We start from the raw sequence: 17,789 nt of genomic DNA, 5'->3' as shown, positions 1-17,789 counted from the left end.
TACCGGCTGTCCGGTTGTCGTAATCGAAGATCGGGACTGCTCCTAGGGCCCGAGATGGTTCCGCGTCCGACACCTGGGGGAGGGATTCAACGCTGGTGGCACAGACGGCGAGTCGACCCCGGATCTCGGACGTCGATTCAGCTCGTGCCCTCGGCGCCGAGTCGTTCCCAACCAGTGACCTCCGGAACCCGAACGCTCCCGGCCCGCGGCGCGTCGCACGTGAGGCGTCGGGCGGGTGCGAGACGTTCCACGCCGACGGCGCGCCACCGTCGGTGGCCCTCGACCTCGACATCGACCTGCCACCGTCCCACGATGCCGTCGTGCCCCAGCGGCTCCTCGTCTCCGTCCAACGGCAGGTGCAACCGGAGATCGAGCGGACGAACCGCCCCCCACGCCAGCTGCCATCTGGTCAGGGCGTCGACGACGGCGCACTGCACCAGCCGATGGTCGCCGATCCTGCCTCGCAGCAACGTGCCGTCGGGGCGACCCTGTCGGTGCCGCAGCACGGTTCGTACGGCAGTGTCCGCGTCCAGTCCGCCGTAGCATGCCCCGTCTGGCAGGACGATCACGTTCGCCGCGAACCGGTCACCCCCCGTGTGCGAGCACTCCCATGTAGCCGCTGGCCACTCGCGGGACAGGGCTGCGGCGACCGGCCGACCCCGGACCGCACAGCAGACGTCCTTACGCCCGTGCGTGCACACGAGCACGAGTTCCTCGTCGGAAGGCTCATCGGCGGCGCTGCCGCCGTGATGATCGCGAACCATTGCCTGCAGGCGCACGGCCGCCTGCACCAGGTCCTGGCCGGTGTTCCAGGTGCCGCGCATGACCCGGCCTCCCGGCGGCCCGAGCGGGTCCACGGCATACCAGCACCACGGCGGGGTCTGGACGGGGCGTGCTCCAGGACGACGGATGAGCAGCACCCTCGCCTGGGCCGCTTCGGCCCGCGACGAGATCTCGTCCCTCACCTCCGCAGGCAGGGCCAGGAGCGCATTCGGCGACCAGGGGCGGGGTGTCTGGACGAGCAGCAGGCGGGGCTGCGGGGGAGCGGTGCCGAGCATCGGGTCACCGCGCTCGCGCGCGGCGTCCGAGCAGCGGAAGGTGTCGGTCATCCGGGTCAGGACTGCTGGTCGGGCACGCACGCGACGCCGCGGCGCAGCAGCCCCCGGGCGAGCTCCACGGCATCTGCCTCGTCCAGACCCCCGAGCGCGCCGAGCTCCTGGACCGTGACCGGCTCGCCCTCGAGCAGGCGCTCCAGGGCGGGGCGGTATGCCTCGGGCAGGGTGAACGTGGCGACCCGGGAGACGAGGCTGACCCGTTCACCCTGGGTGTGCAGGGATGGCGCCAGGTGGCGCCGCAGGACGACCTGGTCGCTCGCGCGCAGCTGCTCGGCCGCTGCGGCCTGGGCGAGCGGGCGCACCGGGGCCGGCCGGGCGCTGCGCCGCTGGCTGTCGTGGAGGGACGCGGCGAGGTCCTCGGCGGGGAGGTCGCGCAGCCGCCGCAGCAGCGCGGACCGGACCTGCTCGACGTCGTCCCGCCACCCGTCCGGGTCGGACAGGTCGACACCCATCGGCAGGCTGCGGCGCACGTCGTCCTCGTCACCGAGCCCCGCGCCGACCAGGTCGAGGGCCGAGCGCGCCAGGTGGTGCCGGGTCCAGGCGTGCACACCGATGGTGAGGTGGGCACTCACCTCACCCATCGCCCGCGCGGAGTGGATCCAGCCGCGGGGCAGGTAGAGGCAGTCACCGGGGCGCAGCGTGGTCTCCAGGTGGGCCGGCTGCTGCGCGGCGGCCGCCACCTCGTCCCGCCGGTCGGTCCACGGCTGGCTGCGCAACGGCTGCGGCAGCACCGGCTCGCGCAGCGACCACCGCTTGGTGCCGGAGACCTGCAGCACGAAGACGTCGTGCACGTCGTAGTGGTCGTCGAAGCCCTGGTTCGCCGCCGGCGTGATGTAGGCGTTGACCTGCACCGGGCTGCCGAGGTCGTCGGCCAGGTCGCCGGCGAAGGCGCGGATCGGCGACCACGTGCGGTGCAGCCCCTGCAGCACGACCGTCGACCCGTCGGCGAAGAGCCGCAGCAGCCTGGTGTCGTCGACCTGGTCGGGCATGCCGGCGCCCGTGCCTCCGGAGGAGGTGAAGGCGCTCTCCGGCAGGGTCGACCCGTCTTTGGCCACGCGCAGGAAGGGGGTGCGCAGCCCGCGGTCCGAGACGAGCTCGTCCACGGCGTCGAGGGAGAACAGGTCGGTGAACTCGTCGCCACCGCGGTCCTCCACGCCGGCGAGGTGCAGGGTATGCCCCCAGTGGTCGCGGGCGAAGGTGTCAGGGTCGAGCGTGCCCAGGAGTCGGGTGAGGGCCGGTCTCCCGGCCCTCACCACGTGCGGTCCTGCGCTCCTCACTCGGGGGAACCGTCGGCTCCGCCGTCACCTCCGGGTCCGGCGTGGCCGTCGGCGCCTCCGTCGGCTCCACCGTCGCCACCGGGTCCGGCGTGGCCGTCGGCGCCTCCGTCGGCTCCGCCGTCACCTCCGGGTCCGGCGTGGCCGTCGGCGCCTCCGTCGGCTCCGCCGTCGCCACCGGGTCCGGCGTGGCCGTCGGCGCCTCCGTCGGCTCCGCCATCACCTCCGGGTCCGGCGTGACCGTCCGCGCCGCCCTCGGTCTCGGGTCCAGCCTCCGGGACGTCCTGGAACGGGTCGTTGTCCTGCGTGCTCATCGCATCCACCCTTCGCATCGTGATGTCGGTGCCGCGAGGTCCGCGGCCTCGGGACGAGCATCCTTCGTGTCTCATCGCCGTGCAACCGCAACCGGCAGCCGGACCGGACTCAGTGGTCGTGACCGCCCGAGCCCGGGCTCGGTGCGGAGCCGTCGTCCGACCCGGCGGGATCGGTGGCCTCCTGCTCCGCCACCCAGGCGTCGATGTCCTCGCGCGGCTCGGCGTCCCGCTCGACCAACATGTCCTGCATCAGCCGGATCTCGCCCACCTGCGCGGTCACCATCCGCTGGGCCGCCGCGAGCACCTCGGGCTGGGTCGCCTGCGCCAGGGCGGCATCGGCCATGTCGACGCCGGAGATGTGGTGGGTGGTCATGAGCTGCAGGAAGAGCACCTCCGCGTCCTCCCCGGAGGCGTCGCCGAGCTCCTGGATCTCGGTGGGGGAGGCCATGCCCGGCATGGGCACCCCGGCCGGCAGATCCATCATCTCCGCGTGGTCCATGCCCTCCATCGACATCCAGGCCATCCGCTCCTCGCCCCGCGCCAGCGGGAGGCCCCAGTCCCGCAGCCAGGTCGCCATCATCCCGCGCTCGAACCCCTGGTTGTTGCTGATGTCCACCGCCAGCCGGCGGACGGCCTCGTCCTCGGTGCGCTGCATGACCAGCTGGGACATCTGCACGGCCTGGGCGTGGTGCTCGCTCATGTCCCGGGCGAAGCCGGCGTCCGCCCCGTCGTCCGGCGGGCTCGGCTCACCGAAGGCCAACCAGCCCACCAGTGCCCCCAGGCACAGCGCCACGACGGTCACGGCCGCCAGCGCGGGAGCGCCGAAGGAGCGCCACCGGTCGCGTGCGGGTCGGGGAGCGTCCAGCGGGGTCGTCTCCGTGGCCTCCTCGGAGGGCTCCGCCGGCGTCGGCCGTTCCGTCACGGGCGCGCCACGAGGTCGGTGTTGGTCCCGCTGGTGCACGCAGCACCCAGCTCCGGTGTCTGCGGCCCCTGCTTGTACTCCCGGATGAAGGCCTGCAGGGTCCGCTCGTCGGCGGTGTCCAGGGTGAGCTGGTGGTCCCAGGCGGTGGCCACGACCGGGCTGTCCTGGTCGGCCAGCGGGCTGACCAGCATGTAGTCCTCCCCACCGAGCTCGGTGAGCACCTCGACCTGGTCGGCGGGCAGATCGGGGCGGTAGGTCAGCCACACCGCCCCGTGCTCGAGCGAGTGCACCGCGTGCTCCTTCGGGACCTCCTCGGCGTAGACGCCGCAGTTCCACCAGGCCGGGTGGTGCGGACCACCGACCGGAGGGTTCTGGTCGTAGTCGATCGGCTCGCCGACGTGGTTCGCCCCGGCGTTCTCGAACTCCTCCACGGCGGACAGGTCCACCAGGGCGGGCGAGTCGCGCACGACGGCGAAGACGACGGCGCCCACGATCAGCACCACCACGGCGGCGGCCCCGCCCCAGACGAGGGCACCGCGGCGGCGCTCCGCGGCAGCACCGGCCTTCTGGATCTTGGCCGCCTTGGCGGCGCGGTCGGTGGCCGCGGGCTTGCGGTCGGGTCGGGGCATCGGTGCGCTCCTGGCGGGACGGTTCGGGGATCGGCTGTCGTCGTCGACGCACCCAGGGTATGCCGTGCGGCTGGCGGGTTGCTGGGAAGGCTCCCAGGTCTGGTCTGCGAAGATGGCGCACGTGACTCCCGGCACCCTCACCCGACGTCTGTGTGCCACGACACTCCTGGCCCAGGCCATGTCGGTCTTCTTCGGCACCCTGGTCGCCTGGCGGTTGGGGCAGACGAACGACGACCCGAGGGCGGGCGCATACCTGTGGGGCGGTGTCGTGCTCACCGCCGTCTGCGTGGTCGCGGCCGGTGCGCTGCGTGGGCGCCTCGGCATCCTGCTGGGGTGGCTGGCGCAGCTGCTCACCCTCGCCGCGGGGGTGGTGCTCCCGGCGATGCTGGTCGTCGCCGCCCTCTTCGGCTTCCTGTGGTGGCTGTGCCTCACCCAGGGGATGCGGATGGACCGGCTGACCGCCGAACGGGCCGCGGCCGCTGACGTGGAGGGGGACTGACCGGTGGACCTGCTGACCGCCGCCGTCCTCGGGATCGTGCAGGGGCTCACCGAGTTCCTCCCGATCTCCTCCAGCGCCCACGTCTCGATCGTCGGGCGGCTGCTCGGCGACGAGGGAGCCGACCCGGGAGCGGCCTTCACCGCCATCACCCAGCTCGGCACCGAGGCCGCGGTGCTGCTCTACTTCTGGCGCGACATCGTGCGCATCGTCCGCGCCTGGTTCGCCTCGCTCGCCGGGCGGATCCCGAGGAACGACCCCGACGCCGTGCTGGGCTGGTGGGTCATCCTGGGCACCTTCCCCATCGGCATCCTGGGCCTGCTGCTGCAGGACTGGATCGAGACGGACCTGCGGAGCCTGTGGCTCACGGCCACCATGCTGCTGGTCTTCGCGCTGGTGATCCTGGCCGCGGAGCGCGTCGGGCGTCAGGAGCGGGAGCTGCGGGAGCTGACCTGGAGGCACGGTCTCGGCTTCGGTCTGTGGCAGGCGCTGGCGCTGGTCCCCGGCGTCTCCCGCAGCGGCGGCACGATCGCCGGCGGGTTGTTCATGGGCTACACCCGCGAGGCCGCGGCCCGCTACTCCTTCCTGCTGGCCATCCCGGCCGTCCTCGCCTCCGGCGGGCTGCAGCTGGTCAAGGTGGTCACCGGCGACGCCATCGGGTCCGGGACCGGCTGGGGAGCGATCGCGGTGGCGACCGTCCTGGCCTTCGGCGTGGGGTATGCCGTCATCGCCTGGTTCATGCGCTACATCACCACGCACACCTTCACGCCGTTCATGATCTACCGGATCGTGCTGGCCCTGGTGCTCTTCGGGCTCCTCGGCTGGGGTGTGCTGGAGCCCTGACGCGGGAGCAGCGCCGCTCACGGCCTACCCTGGGGCCGTGACCGACACGACAGCCGCGCAGACCGAACGCTCCCTCGTCCTCGTCAAGCCGGACGGCTACCGTCGCGGCCTGTCCGGGGAGGTGCTGCGCCGGATCGAGGCCAAGGGCTACACCCTGGTGGCGCTCGCCGTCGTGGAGCCCTCGCGCGGGCAGCTGGAGGAGCACTACGCCGAGCACCAGGGCAAGCCGTTCTACGAGCCGCTGCTGGAGTTCATGTCCTCCGGTCCGGTCACCGCCGCCATCATCGAGGGACAGGGGTGCATCCCCGGCTTCCGCTCGCTGGCGGGGGCGACCGACCCGACCGCCGCGGCGCCCGGCACCATCCGCGGCGACCACGGCCGCGACTGGGGGCTCGCGGTGCAGCAGAACATCGTGCACGGCTCGGACTCCCCGGAGTCGGCCGCGCGCGAGATCGCCATCTGGTTCCCCGCGCAGGGCTGACCGGCCTGAGGGCCTACCAGCGCCCGTGCCCCCGGACCGCCCGCTCCAGGTCGGTGTCGCTCCCGTCGGGTCGACGGGGCCGGCGGGGTCGACCGCGACGGCCGTCGTCGGTGACCGAGCTGCGGTACCTCGGGGCGAAGCGCGCGTGCGTCTGCGCCTCGAAGCCGCTGGCGAGCCGGATCAGGGTGGGCTCGCTCCACGCCCGGCCCATGAACGTCATGCCCAGCGGCAGCCCGAAGACCGAGCCGTTCGGGACGGTCACCAGGGGGTAGCCCGCCATCGCGGCGTAGGACGAGGTGCCGCCCAGGAAGTTGTCCCCGTTGACCAGGTCGGTCATCCAGGCCGGGCCACCGGTGGGGGCCACCAGCGCGTCCAGGTCGTGCGCGTCCAGCACCGCGTCCAGCCCCTCGGACCGGGAGATGCGGCGGCTCGTGGCCAGCGTCTCGGCATACGCCGGGTCGTCCAGGCCGGTAAACGTCTGGGACAGCTCGAAGACCTCCTGGCCGAACCACCGCAGCTCCTCGTCGGCGTTGGCCAGGTTGAACTCGATGAGGTCGGCGAGGGTGCGTGGTGACCCTGCCGAGCGGGTCGACAGGTAGTCCGCGATGCCGGCCTTGAACTCCCACAGCAGCACCTCGAACTCGGCCGAGCTGGTGCTGAACTCGTCGTAGGACGGGATCTCCACCGGGTCGACGACGACCGCACCGGCGGCCTGCAGCGCCGCGACCGACTCCTCGAAGACCGCCATCGCCTCCGGGCTGTTCACCGACAGCTGACGCGGCACCCCGATCCGCGCCCCGGCCAGGCCGTCGGTGTCGAGGAACTGGGTGTAGTCCCGGTGCGAGCGACCCTCGCTGTCCGCGGTGGCGTCGTCGCGGGGATCGACTCCGGTCAGCACGCCCAGCACGGCCGCTGCGTCCGCGACGGTGCGGCAGATCGGTCCGACCGTGTCCTGGCTCTGGCTGATCGGGATGACGCCCGCCCGGCTGGTGAGACCCACCGTCGGTTTGATCCCGACCACGCCGCAGGCGTGCGAGGGTCCGACGATCGACCCGTCCGTCTCGGTGCCCAGGGTGATCGGGGCCAGGAAGGCCGAGACCGCGGCCGCCGACCCGGAGGAGCTGCCGGAGGTGTTGCGCGGCAGGACGTAGGGGTTCTTGGTCTGCCCGCCACGCGCCGACCAGCCGCTGGAGGACTGGTTGCCGCGGAAGTTCGCCCACTCCGAGAGGTTGGTCTTGCCGAGGAGGACGAGCCCGGCCTCGCGCATCCGGCGCACCACCGTCGCGTCCGATCCTGCCCGGGAGTCCACGAGCGCCAGCGAGCCGGCGGTGGTGAGCATGGCGTCGTCGGTGTCGATGTTGTCCTTGATGAGGACCGGTATGCCGTGCAGCGGCCCGCGCACGCGCCCGCGGCGGCGCTCCCGGTCCAGCTGGCGGGCGATCCGCTCGGCGTGCGGGTTCACCTCGATGACGGACCTCAGCCCGGGTCCGTCCGCGTCGATCCGCTCGATGCGCCGCAGATAGGCCCGGGTGAGGTCACGGGCCGAGAGCCGACCGCGCGCCAGCAGCCGCTGCAGCTCCGCGACGCTGCGGTCGGTCGGAACCTTCCCGCCTCCGCTCGTCCCGGCGGCCGGTGCGGCCGTGGCCGCCCGTGCCTGGCCGGCCAGGGTCGCGCCGCCTCCGGCGGCGAGGATGGTCCGTCGTGCGATGGGACGAGTCATGAGGGTTCCTCTCTGCCCGCCGCTCACTCTGGCCCAGGACTGACGTCACGGCAACCGCACCGGCACGCCGAACATCCCCGGGCTCGGCAGCCCGGCCTCCGGGTGCGCCAGCCGCGCCAGCACGACGGCGGTCCCCGACAGGCCCTGGAACAGGCCGTAGCCGCCGCGGGTGCGCTGGCCGGTGGGCCAGAGGTCCGGGTCGTCACCCGACGCGTCGACGAGATCCAGCACCGAGGCACGGGCGAGCTCGAGGTGCTCGTCCACGCCCCAGCAGACCGCGGCGCTGGCGAGGACGTCGAGCGCACCGCCGAGGCCGTGGCACAGGGTCAGCCCGGCGTCCGCGGGGTCGACCTGCACCGGCGTCGCACCGAGGGTGTCCTGCTGGTGCCGCGCCTGCTCGGCGCAGTGGGAGACGAAGTCGCGGCACAGCCGCACGCCGGCCTCCGCCTGGGCCCGCAGGGCCGGGCCCGGCACCCCCAGGTCCACCCCGGCCTCGCAGAGCCGGCCCAGCTCGATCCGGGTGGCCGCGATCCCCGCGGCGCCGTGGCACCACATCACCGGGTATGCCGGTGGCTCCTCGCGCAGGTCCGGCCACCCGAGCACGGGGTCGGACCACGCCGTCTCCCAGAGCCAGGTGGCGCGGAAGCGCTCCCGGACCCGCGCCGCCAGGGCCGTGCCGGGGTCGGTCGCGAGCCAGTGCCCGAGCGCCAGCAGGACCCCGCTGCTGCCGTGGGCCAGACCGGTCAGCGGGGCCAGCGGCACACCCCCGGCGTCCGGAGGGCCGGGGTAGCACCATCCCTCGCGCTGCGCCGAGCCCCGGTCCAGCAGGGCGCGGACCAGCTCGTCCGTGACCCGGGGCGCGGCTCCGAGGGACAGCGCCGCCAGCAGCACGCCGGAGAGCCCGTCGAGCAGGTCGGTGCCGGAGACGTCGTCCGCGGCGGGCAGGCGGGACGGGTCGCCGGCGCCGGTCACGGCGGCGCGGGCCACGGCGACCCCCGCGCGCCCGTCCAGCAGGCCCGGGGCCTGGACGGTCGGGCCGGCACCGGCGACCGCCCGCCGGGCGAGCTCGTGCAGCTCAGGGCGGTCCAGGACGGGCGACAGCACCCCCAGGGCCCAGCCGATCCCGGCGTCCCCGTCGTAGACCTCGGCACCGCCGAGGCGCAGCGTCGCAGGTGCCGTGCCGTCCAGCCGGTGCCAGGCCGCCCAGCCGACCCGGTCGCCCTGCCGCAGCGCGCGGGCCAGGACCGTCCCGGCCGCCCGGTCCGCGAGGGCCCGCACCGACGCAGACGCACCTGGGGCGGGCGTCGGGGCCTCGGTGCTGGCGACGGTGCTCACGCCGGGCTCGCGGTCCTGCGCCGCAGGTGCGGCAGACGGTCGTCGATGCCGGCCTGCCGGAGGCCCTCGCGGGCCGCCTCCAGGCCGTCTCCCGACCCGCCCCGACGCCACGGGCCCAGGGCCGCGGCGAGCGCGGCGCACCGGTTCTCCCCGAAGCTCGCGCCGTCGCCGTCGTCCTGGGCCCAGGACAGCCCAGGGGACCAGGGTGCGGCCAGGGGTGGCTGGTGCGGGTCGAGCAGCCCCGCGGTGGCGTCGGCCAGGCCGGCCAGGGCAGCGGTCGCGCCGTCGTCGGGGAGGTAGACCACCAGCCGGTCCGGACGGGTGAAGCCGGCATCCGTCACCGCGCACTTCAGCATCCACGGCACGGGCAGCGGGACCAGCGTGGTCACGGCGCGCTCCACCGCCTCCACCGCCCGGTGCGGCGTCACGCAGGCATAGATCCGGGTCAACGGCTCGCGGGGGACGGGATGGGGCCAGGCCGGCGAGGCCGACCACGACCTCCACCACCCCTGCGCGGTCACCGGCCCGCCGACGTCGGCCACCAGCACCTCGTCGCCGGGCTCCATGGGCAGCCCCGCCCGGGGGTCGTCGGCACTCCTGGTCCAGGTCCCCGGCAGCACGGCACGGTGACCGCCGCAGGCGAGCCGCACGACGGCACCACCGGCCGGGTCGACCTGGCGCACCGTCGCCGGGCTCCACGCCGCCACCCGGAGCGCGGCGGCCGACAGCAGGCCGGGCAGGGGTGGGCCGCTCGCCGGTGCGGGCTCGGCGGCGACGGGCGCGGCATACCAGGAGCTGTAGAGCTCGTCGGCCAGGTCGTCGGGACAGGTGCCCGCCGCCACCCGGACCGCACCGGACAGCGCGGCGGCCACGCCGGTCACGACGCCACCGCCGGCGCGAGCCCGCCGCGGCCGGCCAGCTCACCCAGCGCACTCCGGGTGTCCGCCATGACGTCGTGGGCGAGGGCGAGCCCCGGGTCCGGCCTCCCGGAGCCGCCGGCGGCCAGGTAGGCGGCGAGCAGGGCCTGCCGGGCCGGCTCGACGTCGGCGAGGAGCAGCACGTCGTCGACGACGCGCAACGCGCAGACGACGTCCCAGGAGGGATCCCCGAGCCCGCCGTCCTCCAGGTCGACGAAGCGTGCGACGGGGCTGCCGTCGGCGCGGAGGTGCACCAGGACGTTGCCGACCGACAGGTCACCGTGGATCCAGTGGCTGCGCCGCCACCGGCGGCCGGCGCGACGCAGCGCCAGGGAGTCGGGGCCCTCGCCCCCGGTGACGCGGTCGGCGAGGTCGGCTGCGGGTGTCCCCGACGGCGCGCTGCGGACGGTGGCCGGGGCCGCGCCGGTCACGGGCCAGGGCCGCGTGGCCTCCGGCCCGGTCACGGACGGCCGGACCGGGTGGCGGTGCAGCGCGGCCAGCGACTCGCCCAGCGCCGCCGCGACCCGACGCGGGTCGGCGGGGAGGCAGGAGTCGAGCGGGTGACCGGCCACCGCGGAGGTCCAGACCGCGTCGTCGTCGACGTGCAGCACCTGGGGCACCGGGCCGCCGGCCACCTCGCCCAGCACCAGCGCCTCGCGCGTCACGGTGTCCAGCCCGTCGGTCGCGGTGGCGTGCCCCTGCTGCTTGACGAAGGCGACCGGTCGCCCGCGCAGCTCGAGCCGGTGCACCAGGTTGCTCCGCGAGACGGGCACGAGCTGCGCCGCACCCTCCAGCACGTCGGCGCAGGCGATCACCCCCTGCGTGATCGCCTGCGCCAGCAGCGCCGGAGCACTCCTCATCCGGGCTGTCCGCCCTGCTCGGCCTCGTCCAGCTCCTGGGCGACCTGGTCCAGCGCCGCGTGGTAGCCGGCCCAGAACGCCCCGTCGTCGGGCTGGTAGCCGGGGCTCTCGCCCCACCCCTGGTCGAACGGCCGTTGCCAGCCACCGCAGACGCGGCTGTCGACCGGAGGGCAGATCCGGCTGTCGATCGGCTGGCACACCGGGATCCTGGTGCGCAGGACCGGAGGACAGTCGATGAACGGCCGGGTCCGGTCGACCGGCGGGCAGTCGACGAGCGGCCGGGTCCGGATGACGCACCACGGGTCGGTCCGCGTGCGGCACAGGACCGCGATCCGGGACGTCAGCGGCGGGATCGCCAGCCGCGGCGGGTTGAGGCTGACCTGCATCTCCGAGAGCACCGAGGCGATCGGGTTGGCGAAGGTCAGGCTGCCGTCGCGGGCACCGGCGAAGAGCAGGCCCACGACCTGCCGACTGCCGTTCATGACCACCGACCCCGAGTCGCCGCGGTCGGAGAACCGGGCGGTTCCCGAGGCCGGACGGATCGAGACCTGGTGGCGCAGCGTGCGCACCCCGACCCCGTTGCCATAGTCGAGGGTCACGGTCGCGTCGACCGAGACGACCTCGCCGTGCGTGTGCTCCGTCGTGCGCCCTCGCTTCTGGACCGCCATGCCGACGGTCGCCGCGGTGCTGCCACCGACGGCGCCGATGTCGACGACCTCGTCCTCCCAGGTCTCGTCCGTGTCCAGCCGGACCACGGCGCCGTCCACCTGCTCGGAGATGACCCCGCGCGTGAGCGTGCCGACCTGGTCGGTGGCCGGGTTGCCGCTGTCGTAGCGGCCCGGCTGCAGCACCGACTCCCCGGCGGACCACGAGGTGTCGACGCACGCGACGTGGAAGTTGGTGAGGATGCTCACCGCCCCGGTCGTCGAGTCCCGCACCATCGCCCCACCGGTGCCGGCGTTGGTGTGCCGCGCCGGACCGATGCTGATGCCGCCGCGGATGGTCGAGTGCTTGCTCGTGTCGCTGAGCGGGTCACCGGCATACAGCCCCGGACCCGCCTGCAGCTCGATGACGAGCTCCTGCACGTCCGTGGGGACGCCACCGACCTCGGCCGGCACCTTCTGGCTCTTGGCCACCCGGGACGGCGCCCGCTTCTCCTCGACGTAGACGATGATGCTCATCTCGCCGGTCGGCTCGCCGTCACTGATCTTCTCGCCGATGTCCACGCCGACGACCCCGTCGAGGGCGAGGAGCTCGTCCTCCACCTGCTCCTTGGTCGGTCGGATCTTCGCTGCAGCCACTGCGTCGTACTCCATGGCCTACCTCCACTCGAGTCCGGGTGCCGGGCGGCACCACGCAGCTGAGGAGATCCGCGGCGACGGCACAGATACATCACGATCCGATGTATCTGGGGCGCAACGGTCTTCTCTGAACGGCACCCGACCCCTAGGCTGGACCCCGCAGGGGACCGAGCTGGTCCAAGGAGGACCCGATGCCTCACCGTGACGACGTCGCGCCGTCCCTCCCGCCGTCGCTGCTGCGCCGCTTCGACGCGCGCGTCCTCGACCCGTCGACCGCGCCGACCGAGGGTGCCGGCACCGCCGGCCGCGGGGCGAGGACCCCCTCGGCCACGGCATACCTCAACCGCAGGCTGATGGTCGCCGGCCTGCTCGGTGTGTCCGCGATCGACCGGATCGCCGAGCTGCAGCGGGTGCTGCGCGAGGCGGGTTTCCCCGTGGAGCTGCGGACGGACGCCGCCGACGAGGCCTTCGGGCGCTGGTTGGTGCTCGCCGTGGAGACCGGCGCCGACGAGGGCGTGGGCAAGGAGTTCGCCGACGTGCGCAGCGCGCCGATGGACCCGGACGACCCGGTGACCCGGATCGACCCCGACCTGCGGATCGGGACGGTGAGCGCGGCACAGCTCGACGCCGGGTATGCCTCGCGCGTGTTCGTGGTGGCCGAGGACGGGGAGGAGCCGGACCCGTGGCGACTGGTGCTGGCCGCGCGCGCCGCCGGCCTCGACGGTGTCGACCTGGAGCACCTGCTGATCCCCGGGACCGGTGGGCTCTACTGGGGTGGCCAGACGGGCGGCCTCTACTGGGGCGGTCAGACCGGCGGCCTCTACTGGGGTGGTCAGACGGGTGGGCTCTACTGGGGTGGCCAGGGCGGGATGCCGGGCGTGGCGCCGGACCGCACCCCGGTGCAGCTGGCGCTGCCGGACCCGACCCGGCCGGTCCGGAAGCCCGGTCGCACCCCGGTGGTGGTCGTCCCCGACACCGGCCTGGGGAGCCACCCGTGGTTCGACGGCAGCGGTCTCGCCGGTGAGCGCCGACACCTCCTCGGCTGGCCCGTCCTCCCGGGCGGCGAACCGCTGCCCCGACCCGAGGACAAGGGCGTCCACGACGAGCTGACCGGCTTCCTCGACGCGCTCTCGGGTCACGGCACCTTCATCGCCGGCATCGTCCGCCAGGCGGCCCCCGGTGCGCACATCGTGGCGCTGCCCGTGCTCGACTCCGCCGGGCTGGCGGCCGAGCAGGACGTCATGCGCACGCTCGCGGTGCTCCTCGTGCTGCACGTCATCCGGCAGGAGCAGGGACGTGACGGTTTCGACGACGCCGGCGGTGTCGTCGACGTGCTCAACCTGTCGTTGGGCTTCTACCACCAGGAGGGCGTGCTGAAGCACCACCCGGTGCGTCACCTGGTCGAGCTCTTCGGCCGGACCGGGGTGTCGGTCGTCGCGGCCGCCGGCAACCAGGCCACCTCGACCCCCATGTATCCCGCGGGCTGGGCGCTGCCCGCCGGGTCCGCCGCGGACCCCAAGGGCGGCGTGCCGCTGGTCTGCGTGGGGGCCCTCAACCCCGACCGGTGCACGGTCGCGTTCTTCAGCAACGCGGGCCCGTGGGTGACCACGCACCGCCCCGGGGTCAACGTGGTGAGCACCATGCCGGTCACCTTCGACGGCTCGGTGCAGGCCGCGGCGAAGGTCACGACACAGGACGGGGCGCACCGGGCGACCCCGGACCCGGACGACTTCCGCGGCGGGTTCGGCGTGTGGAGCGGGACCAGCTTCGCCGCTCCGTGGTGGGCGGGTCAGCTGGCCGCGGACCTCGCCCGGCAGCAGGCCGACGGTGAGGCCGCGACGACGCCCAAGGCGATGCTGGGCCGGGCTCTGCAGGGGCTGGGCCGGTTGCTGGCCGAGGAGGACGGATGCTGACCGACGACGAACCGGACGTGGGACTCGCCGACGACCCGCCGTCCCTGGGCGACCGCGCCGGTGCCTGCTTCCACCGCTACCGCGAGGGCCAGGACCAGGCGCTCGGCGAGCTGGTGGACCTGGCCACACCGCTGCTCTGGAACGTCGCCCGTGCCCACGGGTGCGACCGTGAGCAGGCCGAGGACGTCGTCCAGGACGTGTGGATCCGGCTGGTGGACCGCGCCGCCGACATCCGGGACAGCGGTGCCGTCCTCGGGTGGCTCGTCGTCTCGGTCAAGCGGGAGAGCTGGCGCACCGCGCGGGTGTCACGCCGCACCACCTACGACCCCACCGGCACGGTCGACCCGGGCGAGACCGAGCCGGGGCCAGAGGTGGCGACCATCCTCACCGAGCGGCAGCAGCTGCTGTGGGGTGCCGTGAACGAGCTCTCCGAGCGGTGCCGTCAGCTGCTGCGGATCGTAGCGTTCTGCGACCGTCCCGACTACGACGAGATCTCGGCGGCACTGAGCATGCCGAGAGGGAGCATCGGCCCCACCCGGGGACGGTGCCTGGACAAGCTGCGGCAGTCCTTGGCAGCCGACGAGAGGTGGGAGGACCGATGAGCGACGAGCTGGGGCTGGCGCCCCTCGACGAGGTCGACATGAGGCTGCTGGAGGATCTGCGGGAGACGGTCGACCGGCTCGATCCCTGCCCCGCGGGACTGCCCGACCGGGTCAAGTTCGCCCTCACCGTGCAGGCCCTGCAGGCCGAGGTGGCCGAGCTGATCGGCCGTCCGATGGCGCTCACCCGCGGAGGGGACGAGGAGCCCGACCAGACGATGACGGTGACCTTCAGCACCGACAGCGTGAGCATCATGGTGACCGTCGGGCCTGCGGGTGACGGGACGGCCAGGGTGGACGGCTGGTTGACCTGCGAGGCGGACGAGGTGCAGCTCGCGCGGCCCGACGGCACCTCCGAGACCGCGGCGGTGCGGGAGGGACGCTTCGTCTTCGCGGCGGTGCCGACCGGCCCGGCATACCTCGTGGTCCATCCACCCGGCGAGCGCACGGTGATCACCCCGACGTTCACCCTCTGACGTGGGCGGCCGCGCGACCGCGCGAGCCTCGCCCGCGGTGGCGGCGCTCTTCGACGACGGCCGGCAGGCGAACCTCGCCGGTCGCCCCGCGGAGGGGGAACGCCTGCTGCGGCGAGGGCTGGCGGCCCTGGAGCGCCGCCCCGACGGCCTCGTGCCCGGCTTCGAGTCGGTCTGCGGGGGCGAGGCGGGCGTCGTCGAGGCGCGGGTGCGGATGATGCTGTCGCTCAGCACCTCCGCGGTCCAGCGGCACGGCGCGGACCGGGCGCTCGAGGTGGCCGGCGCCGCCCTGGAGCTCGCCCAGGACCCGCGGCTGGGCGAGGACGAGCAGGTCCTCCTCGTGACCAAGTGCCGGCTGCAGCTGGCGATGATCCACGGCCGCACCGGTCAGGTCGACGCCGCCCTGGGCCAGTTGGACCAGGCGCTCGCCGGCTACGACCGCCTCGGCCCGCGGGACCGCTTCGACCTCCTGCTGTCCCGCGGGGCGGTGCGCACCGACGGGGCCGACCCGGCCCTGGCCGAGGCCGACTTCGCGGCCGCCGCGAGCATCGCCCAGGAGGCCGACCTCCCGGTCCAGGAGTTCATGGCCCGGCACAACCTGGCGCAGGCGGTCTCCCTCCGGGGCGACCTGCCCAGGGCGCTGCGCCTCTACCGGGACATCGAGCGCCTGGGTGCGGCGGCGTCCACCGCGATCGCGCTGCACGGGCGGTCGCGCACGCTGCTCGACGCGGGGCTCGTGGACGAGGCCCGCGAGCTGCTGCTGCGGGCCGCCGGCGAGGCGGAGCGGACGGGCCAGTGGCTGGTCGCCGGTGAGGTCCAGGCGGACCTCGCGGTCGCCGAGCTCGCCGAGGGCAACCTGGACCAGGCCACCCGGATGGCCGCAGCCGCCCGGCGGACGCTGCAGGGGAAGGCTCCCGGGGTGCGGCGGCGCGCCGAGCTGGTGCTCCTGGACGCCGGTCGCCGCCGCGGCCGCCGGCTCGCCGAGGTGCGACGACGGGGGCTGGCCCTGGTGGACGCCTTCGACCGCGACGGCGACCACGTGGCCGCCGACCTCGCCCGGCTCGTCGTCGCCGAGACGGAGGTGGACCGGCAGCGGGCTGGCGACGCGGTGCAGCTCCTGCGGGCGAGCGCGGACCTGACCCACGTCGGTTCGCTGAGCACCCGGCTGCGTGCTCGGGGCGTGCTCGCGGCCGCCGCCAGGGAGGCACAGGACCATCCGACCGCGCGCCGTCACCTGAGGTCGGCCCTGACCGACCTGACCCAGACCGTCGCCGGCAGCTCGAGCCTCGAGCTGCGCGTGGCGACGCACCACCACGCCAGGGACCTGGCGGCCATGGACCTCGCCGTCGCGGCCGACACGCCACGGGATCGTCTGCTGGCGATCGAACGGTGGCGCGAGGCGGCCAGCCGCTCGCCCGCGGTCCGTCCCCCGGCCGACCCCGAGCTGGCCCGGCGCACGGCCGTGCTCCGGCACCTGCGCCAGCAGCTGCGCGAGGACCCCGGCCGCGCCGGACGGCTGCGACCCCGGCTGCGCGAGCTCGAGCGCTCCGTCGCGGCCCTGTCGTGGTCCGCGCCCGGTGCGGGTGGCCACCGACCGGTCGTGACACGGGACCAGCTCAGCGGGTGGCTGACGACGGTGCACGAGCGGGACACCTCGCTCGTCTACCTCGTCGACGTCGCGGGCACGCTCGTCGCCGAGGTCTGCGACCGGGGCCGGATGCGCACGGTCGAGCTGGGGCCCACGGCACCGGTGCTGGAGCAGGCGCAGGTGCTCGCGGCAGACCTCGAGACCGCGGCCAGGGCCCACGACGGCCCGATGGAGGAGCTGCTCCAGCGGTCGCTCACCCGCTCCGCCCGGGCCCTCGACGAGCTGACCCTGGCGCCGCTTCGCCTGGCCGGCCGGGTGCTGGTCGTGCCGACCCCTGGCCTCGCCGCCGTCCCGTGGGGGCTGCTGCCGAGCCGGCGCGGGCAGCCGACGCCGGTCGCCCCCAGCCTCGGCGCGTGGGCCCGGGACGCCGCCACCCTGGCTGCGCCGACGGTGGCGGCCCTGGCCGGGCCGGAGCTGACACGATCCCAGGAGGAGGTCGACCGGGTCGCGCAGGAGTGGGACTCTCGGCGGAGGCCGTCCCGGAGGGTGCCGGCCGCGGCCGCGCACGACCTGGCGGCGGCTCTGGCCGACCGCGACGTGGTCCACGTCGCCGCGCACGGTCGGCACCGGGACGACAGCCCGTTGTTCTCCTCCCTGTGGCTGGCGGACGGTCCCTACTTCCTCGCCGACCTGGAGCGGGAGAGCCGACGCGCCAGTCACGTCGTCCTCTCGGCGTGCGACTCCGGGCGGGCGCGCCACCGGGGCGGGTCCGCGGCGCTGGGGCTGGCCGCCGGCCTGCTGTGGCTCGGTGTCACCAGCGTCGTCGCCGCGCCGTGCCGCATCCCCGACGACGTGGCGGCCGACCACACGCCGCGCTACCACCAGCTGCTGGCGCAGGGGCTGCCCGCCGACGAGGCGCTCAGCAGCGCGGCCGCCGAGGCCCACCCGCTGGCCGGAGCCTTCGTCGCGTGGGGGGCACCCTGGTCCGCCGGGCCGCGGGGCCGGTAGC

General features: G+C 74.7%; 17 protein-coding genes. 7 read left to right on the top strand and 10 right to left on the bottom strand.

Features of this window, described 5'->3' with window-relative positions; genetic code table 11:
• Window positions 1-137: 137 nt before the first annotated feature.
• The 5 genes from FXF60_RS06075 to FXF60_RS06055 all read right to left on the bottom strand — a co-directional run bounded on the left by FXF60_RS06075 (window position 138) and on the right by FXF60_RS06055 (window position 4,254).
• Window positions 138-1,109, bottom strand: a complete 972-nt coding sequence (locus FXF60_RS06075; RefSeq protein WP_151524539.1) for a ferredoxin family protein — start codon at window positions 1,107-1,109, stop codon at window positions 138-140.
• Window positions 1,110-1,114: 5 nt separating this feature from the next.
• Complete coding sequence (locus FXF60_RS06070; RefSeq protein ID WP_202879573.1) at window positions 1,115-2,368, bottom strand: cupin domain-containing protein; 1,254 nt, start codon at window positions 2,366-2,368, stop codon at window positions 1,115-1,117.
• Window positions 2,369-2,388: 20 nt separating this feature from the next.
• Window positions 2,389-2,703 carry a BatC protein gene (locus FXF60_RS16920; RefSeq protein ID WP_151524535.1) on the bottom strand — a complete coding sequence of 105 codons (315 nt, stop codon included), beginning with the start codon at window positions 2,701-2,703 and terminating at the stop codon, window positions 2,389-2,391.
• Between the two features lie 109 nt (window positions 2,704-2,812).
• Window positions 2,813-3,625 (bottom strand): DUF305 domain-containing protein, encoded by an 813-nt coding sequence (locus FXF60_RS06060; RefSeq protein ID WP_238335732.1) that lies wholly within the window; start codon window positions 3,623-3,625, stop codon window positions 2,813-2,815.
• A complete protein-coding gene (locus FXF60_RS06055; RefSeq protein WP_151524533.1) occupies window positions 3,622-4,254 on the bottom strand; it encodes a thioredoxin-like domain-containing protein in 633 nt (210 codons plus the stop codon). Before FXF60_RS06055 ends, FXF60_RS06060 begins: the two co-directional genes overlap by 4 nt.
• 121 nt (window positions 4,255-4,375) lie before the next feature.
• On the opposite strand from FXF60_RS06055, the gene FXF60_RS06050 reads away from it, so the two are divergent.
• The 3 genes from FXF60_RS06050 to ndk are packed head-to-tail and all read left to right on the top strand — an operon-like array spanning window position 4,376 to window position 6,074.
• The gene (locus FXF60_RS06050; protein ID WP_192796627.1) at window positions 4,376-4,753 is read left to right on the top strand and encodes a DUF4233 domain-containing protein; all 378 of its coding nucleotides are present in this window, start codon (window positions 4,376-4,378) and stop codon (window positions 4,751-4,753) included.
• Between the two features lie 3 nt (window positions 4,754-4,756).
• Window positions 4,757-5,593 (top strand): undecaprenyl-diphosphate phosphatase, encoded by an 837-nt coding sequence (locus FXF60_RS06045; protein ID WP_151524529.1) that lies wholly within the window; start codon window positions 4,757-4,759, stop codon window positions 5,591-5,593.
• A gap of 37 nt (window positions 5,594-5,630) precedes the next feature.
• A complete protein-coding gene (ndk, locus tag FXF60_RS06040) occupies window positions 5,631-6,074 on the top strand; it encodes a nucleoside-diphosphate kinase (RefSeq protein WP_151524526.1) in 444 nt (147 codons plus the stop codon).
• A 13-nt stretch (window positions 6,075-6,087) separates the two neighbouring features.
• Here ndk and FXF60_RS06035 read toward each other — a convergent pair whose 3' ends face one another.
• The 5 genes from FXF60_RS06035 to FXF60_RS06020 are packed head-to-tail and all read right to left on the bottom strand — an operon-like array spanning window position 6,088 to window position 12,222.
• Window positions 6,088-7,794: an amidase gene (locus FXF60_RS06035; RefSeq protein ID WP_151524524.1), complete on the bottom strand. Its 1,707-nt coding sequence runs from the start codon at window positions 7,792-7,794 to the stop codon at window positions 6,088-6,090.
• Between the two features lie 45 nt (window positions 7,795-7,839).
• A complete protein-coding gene (locus FXF60_RS16485; RefSeq protein ID WP_192796626.1) occupies window positions 7,840-9,129 on the bottom strand; it encodes a lanthionine synthetase LanC family protein in 1,290 nt (429 codons plus the stop codon).
• Complete coding sequence (locus FXF60_RS16480) at window positions 9,126-10,010, bottom strand: T3SS effector HopA1 family protein (protein WP_192796625.1); 885 nt, start codon at window positions 10,008-10,010, stop codon at window positions 9,126-9,128. Before FXF60_RS16480 ends, FXF60_RS16485 begins: the two co-directional genes overlap by 4 nt.
• Complete coding sequence (locus FXF60_RS06025) at window positions 10,007-10,906, bottom strand: phosphotransferase family protein (protein WP_151524520.1); 900 nt, start codon at window positions 10,904-10,906, stop codon at window positions 10,007-10,009. Before FXF60_RS06025 ends, FXF60_RS16480 begins: the two co-directional genes overlap by 4 nt.
• Window positions 10,903-12,222, bottom strand: coding sequence for a chymotrypsin family serine protease (locus FXF60_RS06020; protein WP_151524518.1), 1,320 nt, complete (start codon window positions 12,220-12,222; stop codon window positions 10,903-10,905). Before FXF60_RS06020 ends, FXF60_RS06025 begins: the two co-directional genes overlap by 4 nt.
• Window positions 12,223-12,398: 176 nt before the next feature.
• On the opposite strand from FXF60_RS06020, the gene FXF60_RS06015 reads away from it, so the two are divergent.
• From FXF60_RS06015 to FXF60_RS06000, 4 genes are read left to right on the top strand one after another with little or no spacing between them, the layout of a single operon-like run.
• The gene (locus FXF60_RS06015) at window positions 12,399-14,120 is read left to right on the top strand and encodes a S8 family serine peptidase (RefSeq protein WP_151524516.1); all 1,722 of its coding nucleotides are present in this window, start codon (window positions 12,399-12,401) and stop codon (window positions 14,118-14,120) included.
• Window positions 14,114-14,722, top strand: a complete 609-nt coding sequence (locus FXF60_RS06010) for an RNA polymerase sigma factor (RefSeq protein WP_151524514.1) — start codon at window positions 14,114-14,116, stop codon at window positions 14,720-14,722. The genes FXF60_RS06015 and FXF60_RS06010 overlap by 7 nt, the downstream gene beginning before the upstream one ends.
• Window positions 14,719-15,195, top strand: a complete 477-nt coding sequence (locus FXF60_RS06005) for a hypothetical protein (RefSeq protein ID WP_151524513.1) — start codon at window positions 14,719-14,721, stop codon at window positions 15,193-15,195. Before FXF60_RS06010 ends, FXF60_RS06005 begins: the two co-directional genes overlap by 4 nt.
• A gap of 1 nt (window position 15,196) precedes the next feature.
• Window positions 15,197-17,788: a CHAT domain-containing protein gene (locus FXF60_RS06000; RefSeq protein WP_151524511.1), complete on the top strand. Its 2,592-nt coding sequence runs from the start codon at window positions 15,197-15,199 to the stop codon at window positions 17,786-17,788.
• The last annotated feature ends 1 nt before the right edge of the window (window position 17,789 follow it).

This window comes from Serinicoccus kebangsaanensis (genome assembly GCF_008919445.1).
Classification (GTDB): Bacteria; Actinomycetota; Actinomycetes; order Actinomycetales; family Dermatophilaceae; genus Ornithinicoccus; species Ornithinicoccus kebangsaanensis.
The sequence above is the reverse complement of the archived record's forward strand: the minus strand, read 5'-3'. Positions and strand labels throughout refer to the sequence as shown.

What these genes read in the sequence shown, in the direction of transcription:
- FXF60_RS06075 (WP_151524539.1), bottom strand. Translation starts at nt 1,109, where the DNA reads ATGACCGACACCTTCCGCTGCTCGGACGCCGCGCGCGAGCGCGGTGAC.
- FXF60_RS06020 (WP_151524518.1), bottom strand. Translation starts at nt 12,222, where the DNA reads ATGGAGTACGACGCAGTGGCTGCAGCGAAGATCCGACCGACCAAGGAG.
- FXF60_RS06005 (WP_151524513.1), top strand. Translation starts at nt 14,719, where the DNA reads ATGAGCGACGAGCTGGGGCTGGCGCCCCTCGACGAGGTCGACATGAGG.
- FXF60_RS06025 (WP_151524520.1), bottom strand. Translation starts at nt 10,906, where the DNA reads ATGAGGAGTGCTCCGGCGCTGCTGGCGCAGGCGATCACGCAGGGGGTG.
- FXF60_RS16920 (WP_151524535.1), bottom strand. Translation starts at nt 2,703, where the DNA reads ATGAGCACGCAGGACAACGACCCGTTCCAGGACGTCCCGGAGGCTGGA.
- FXF60_RS06015 (WP_151524516.1), top strand. Translation starts at nt 12,399, where the DNA reads ATGCCTCACCGTGACGACGTCGCGCCGTCCCTCCCGCCGTCGCTGCTG.
- FXF60_RS06055 (WP_151524533.1), bottom strand. Translation starts at nt 4,254, where the DNA reads ATGCCCCGACCCGACCGCAAGCCCGCGGCCACCGACCGCGCCGCCAAG.
- FXF60_RS06035 (WP_151524524.1), bottom strand. Translation starts at nt 7,794, where the DNA reads ATGACTCGTCCCATCGCACGACGGACCATCCTCGCCGCCGGAGGCGGC.
- FXF60_RS06010 (WP_151524514.1), top strand. Translation starts at nt 14,114, where the DNA reads ATGCTGACCGACGACGAACCGGACGTGGGACTCGCCGACGACCCGCCG.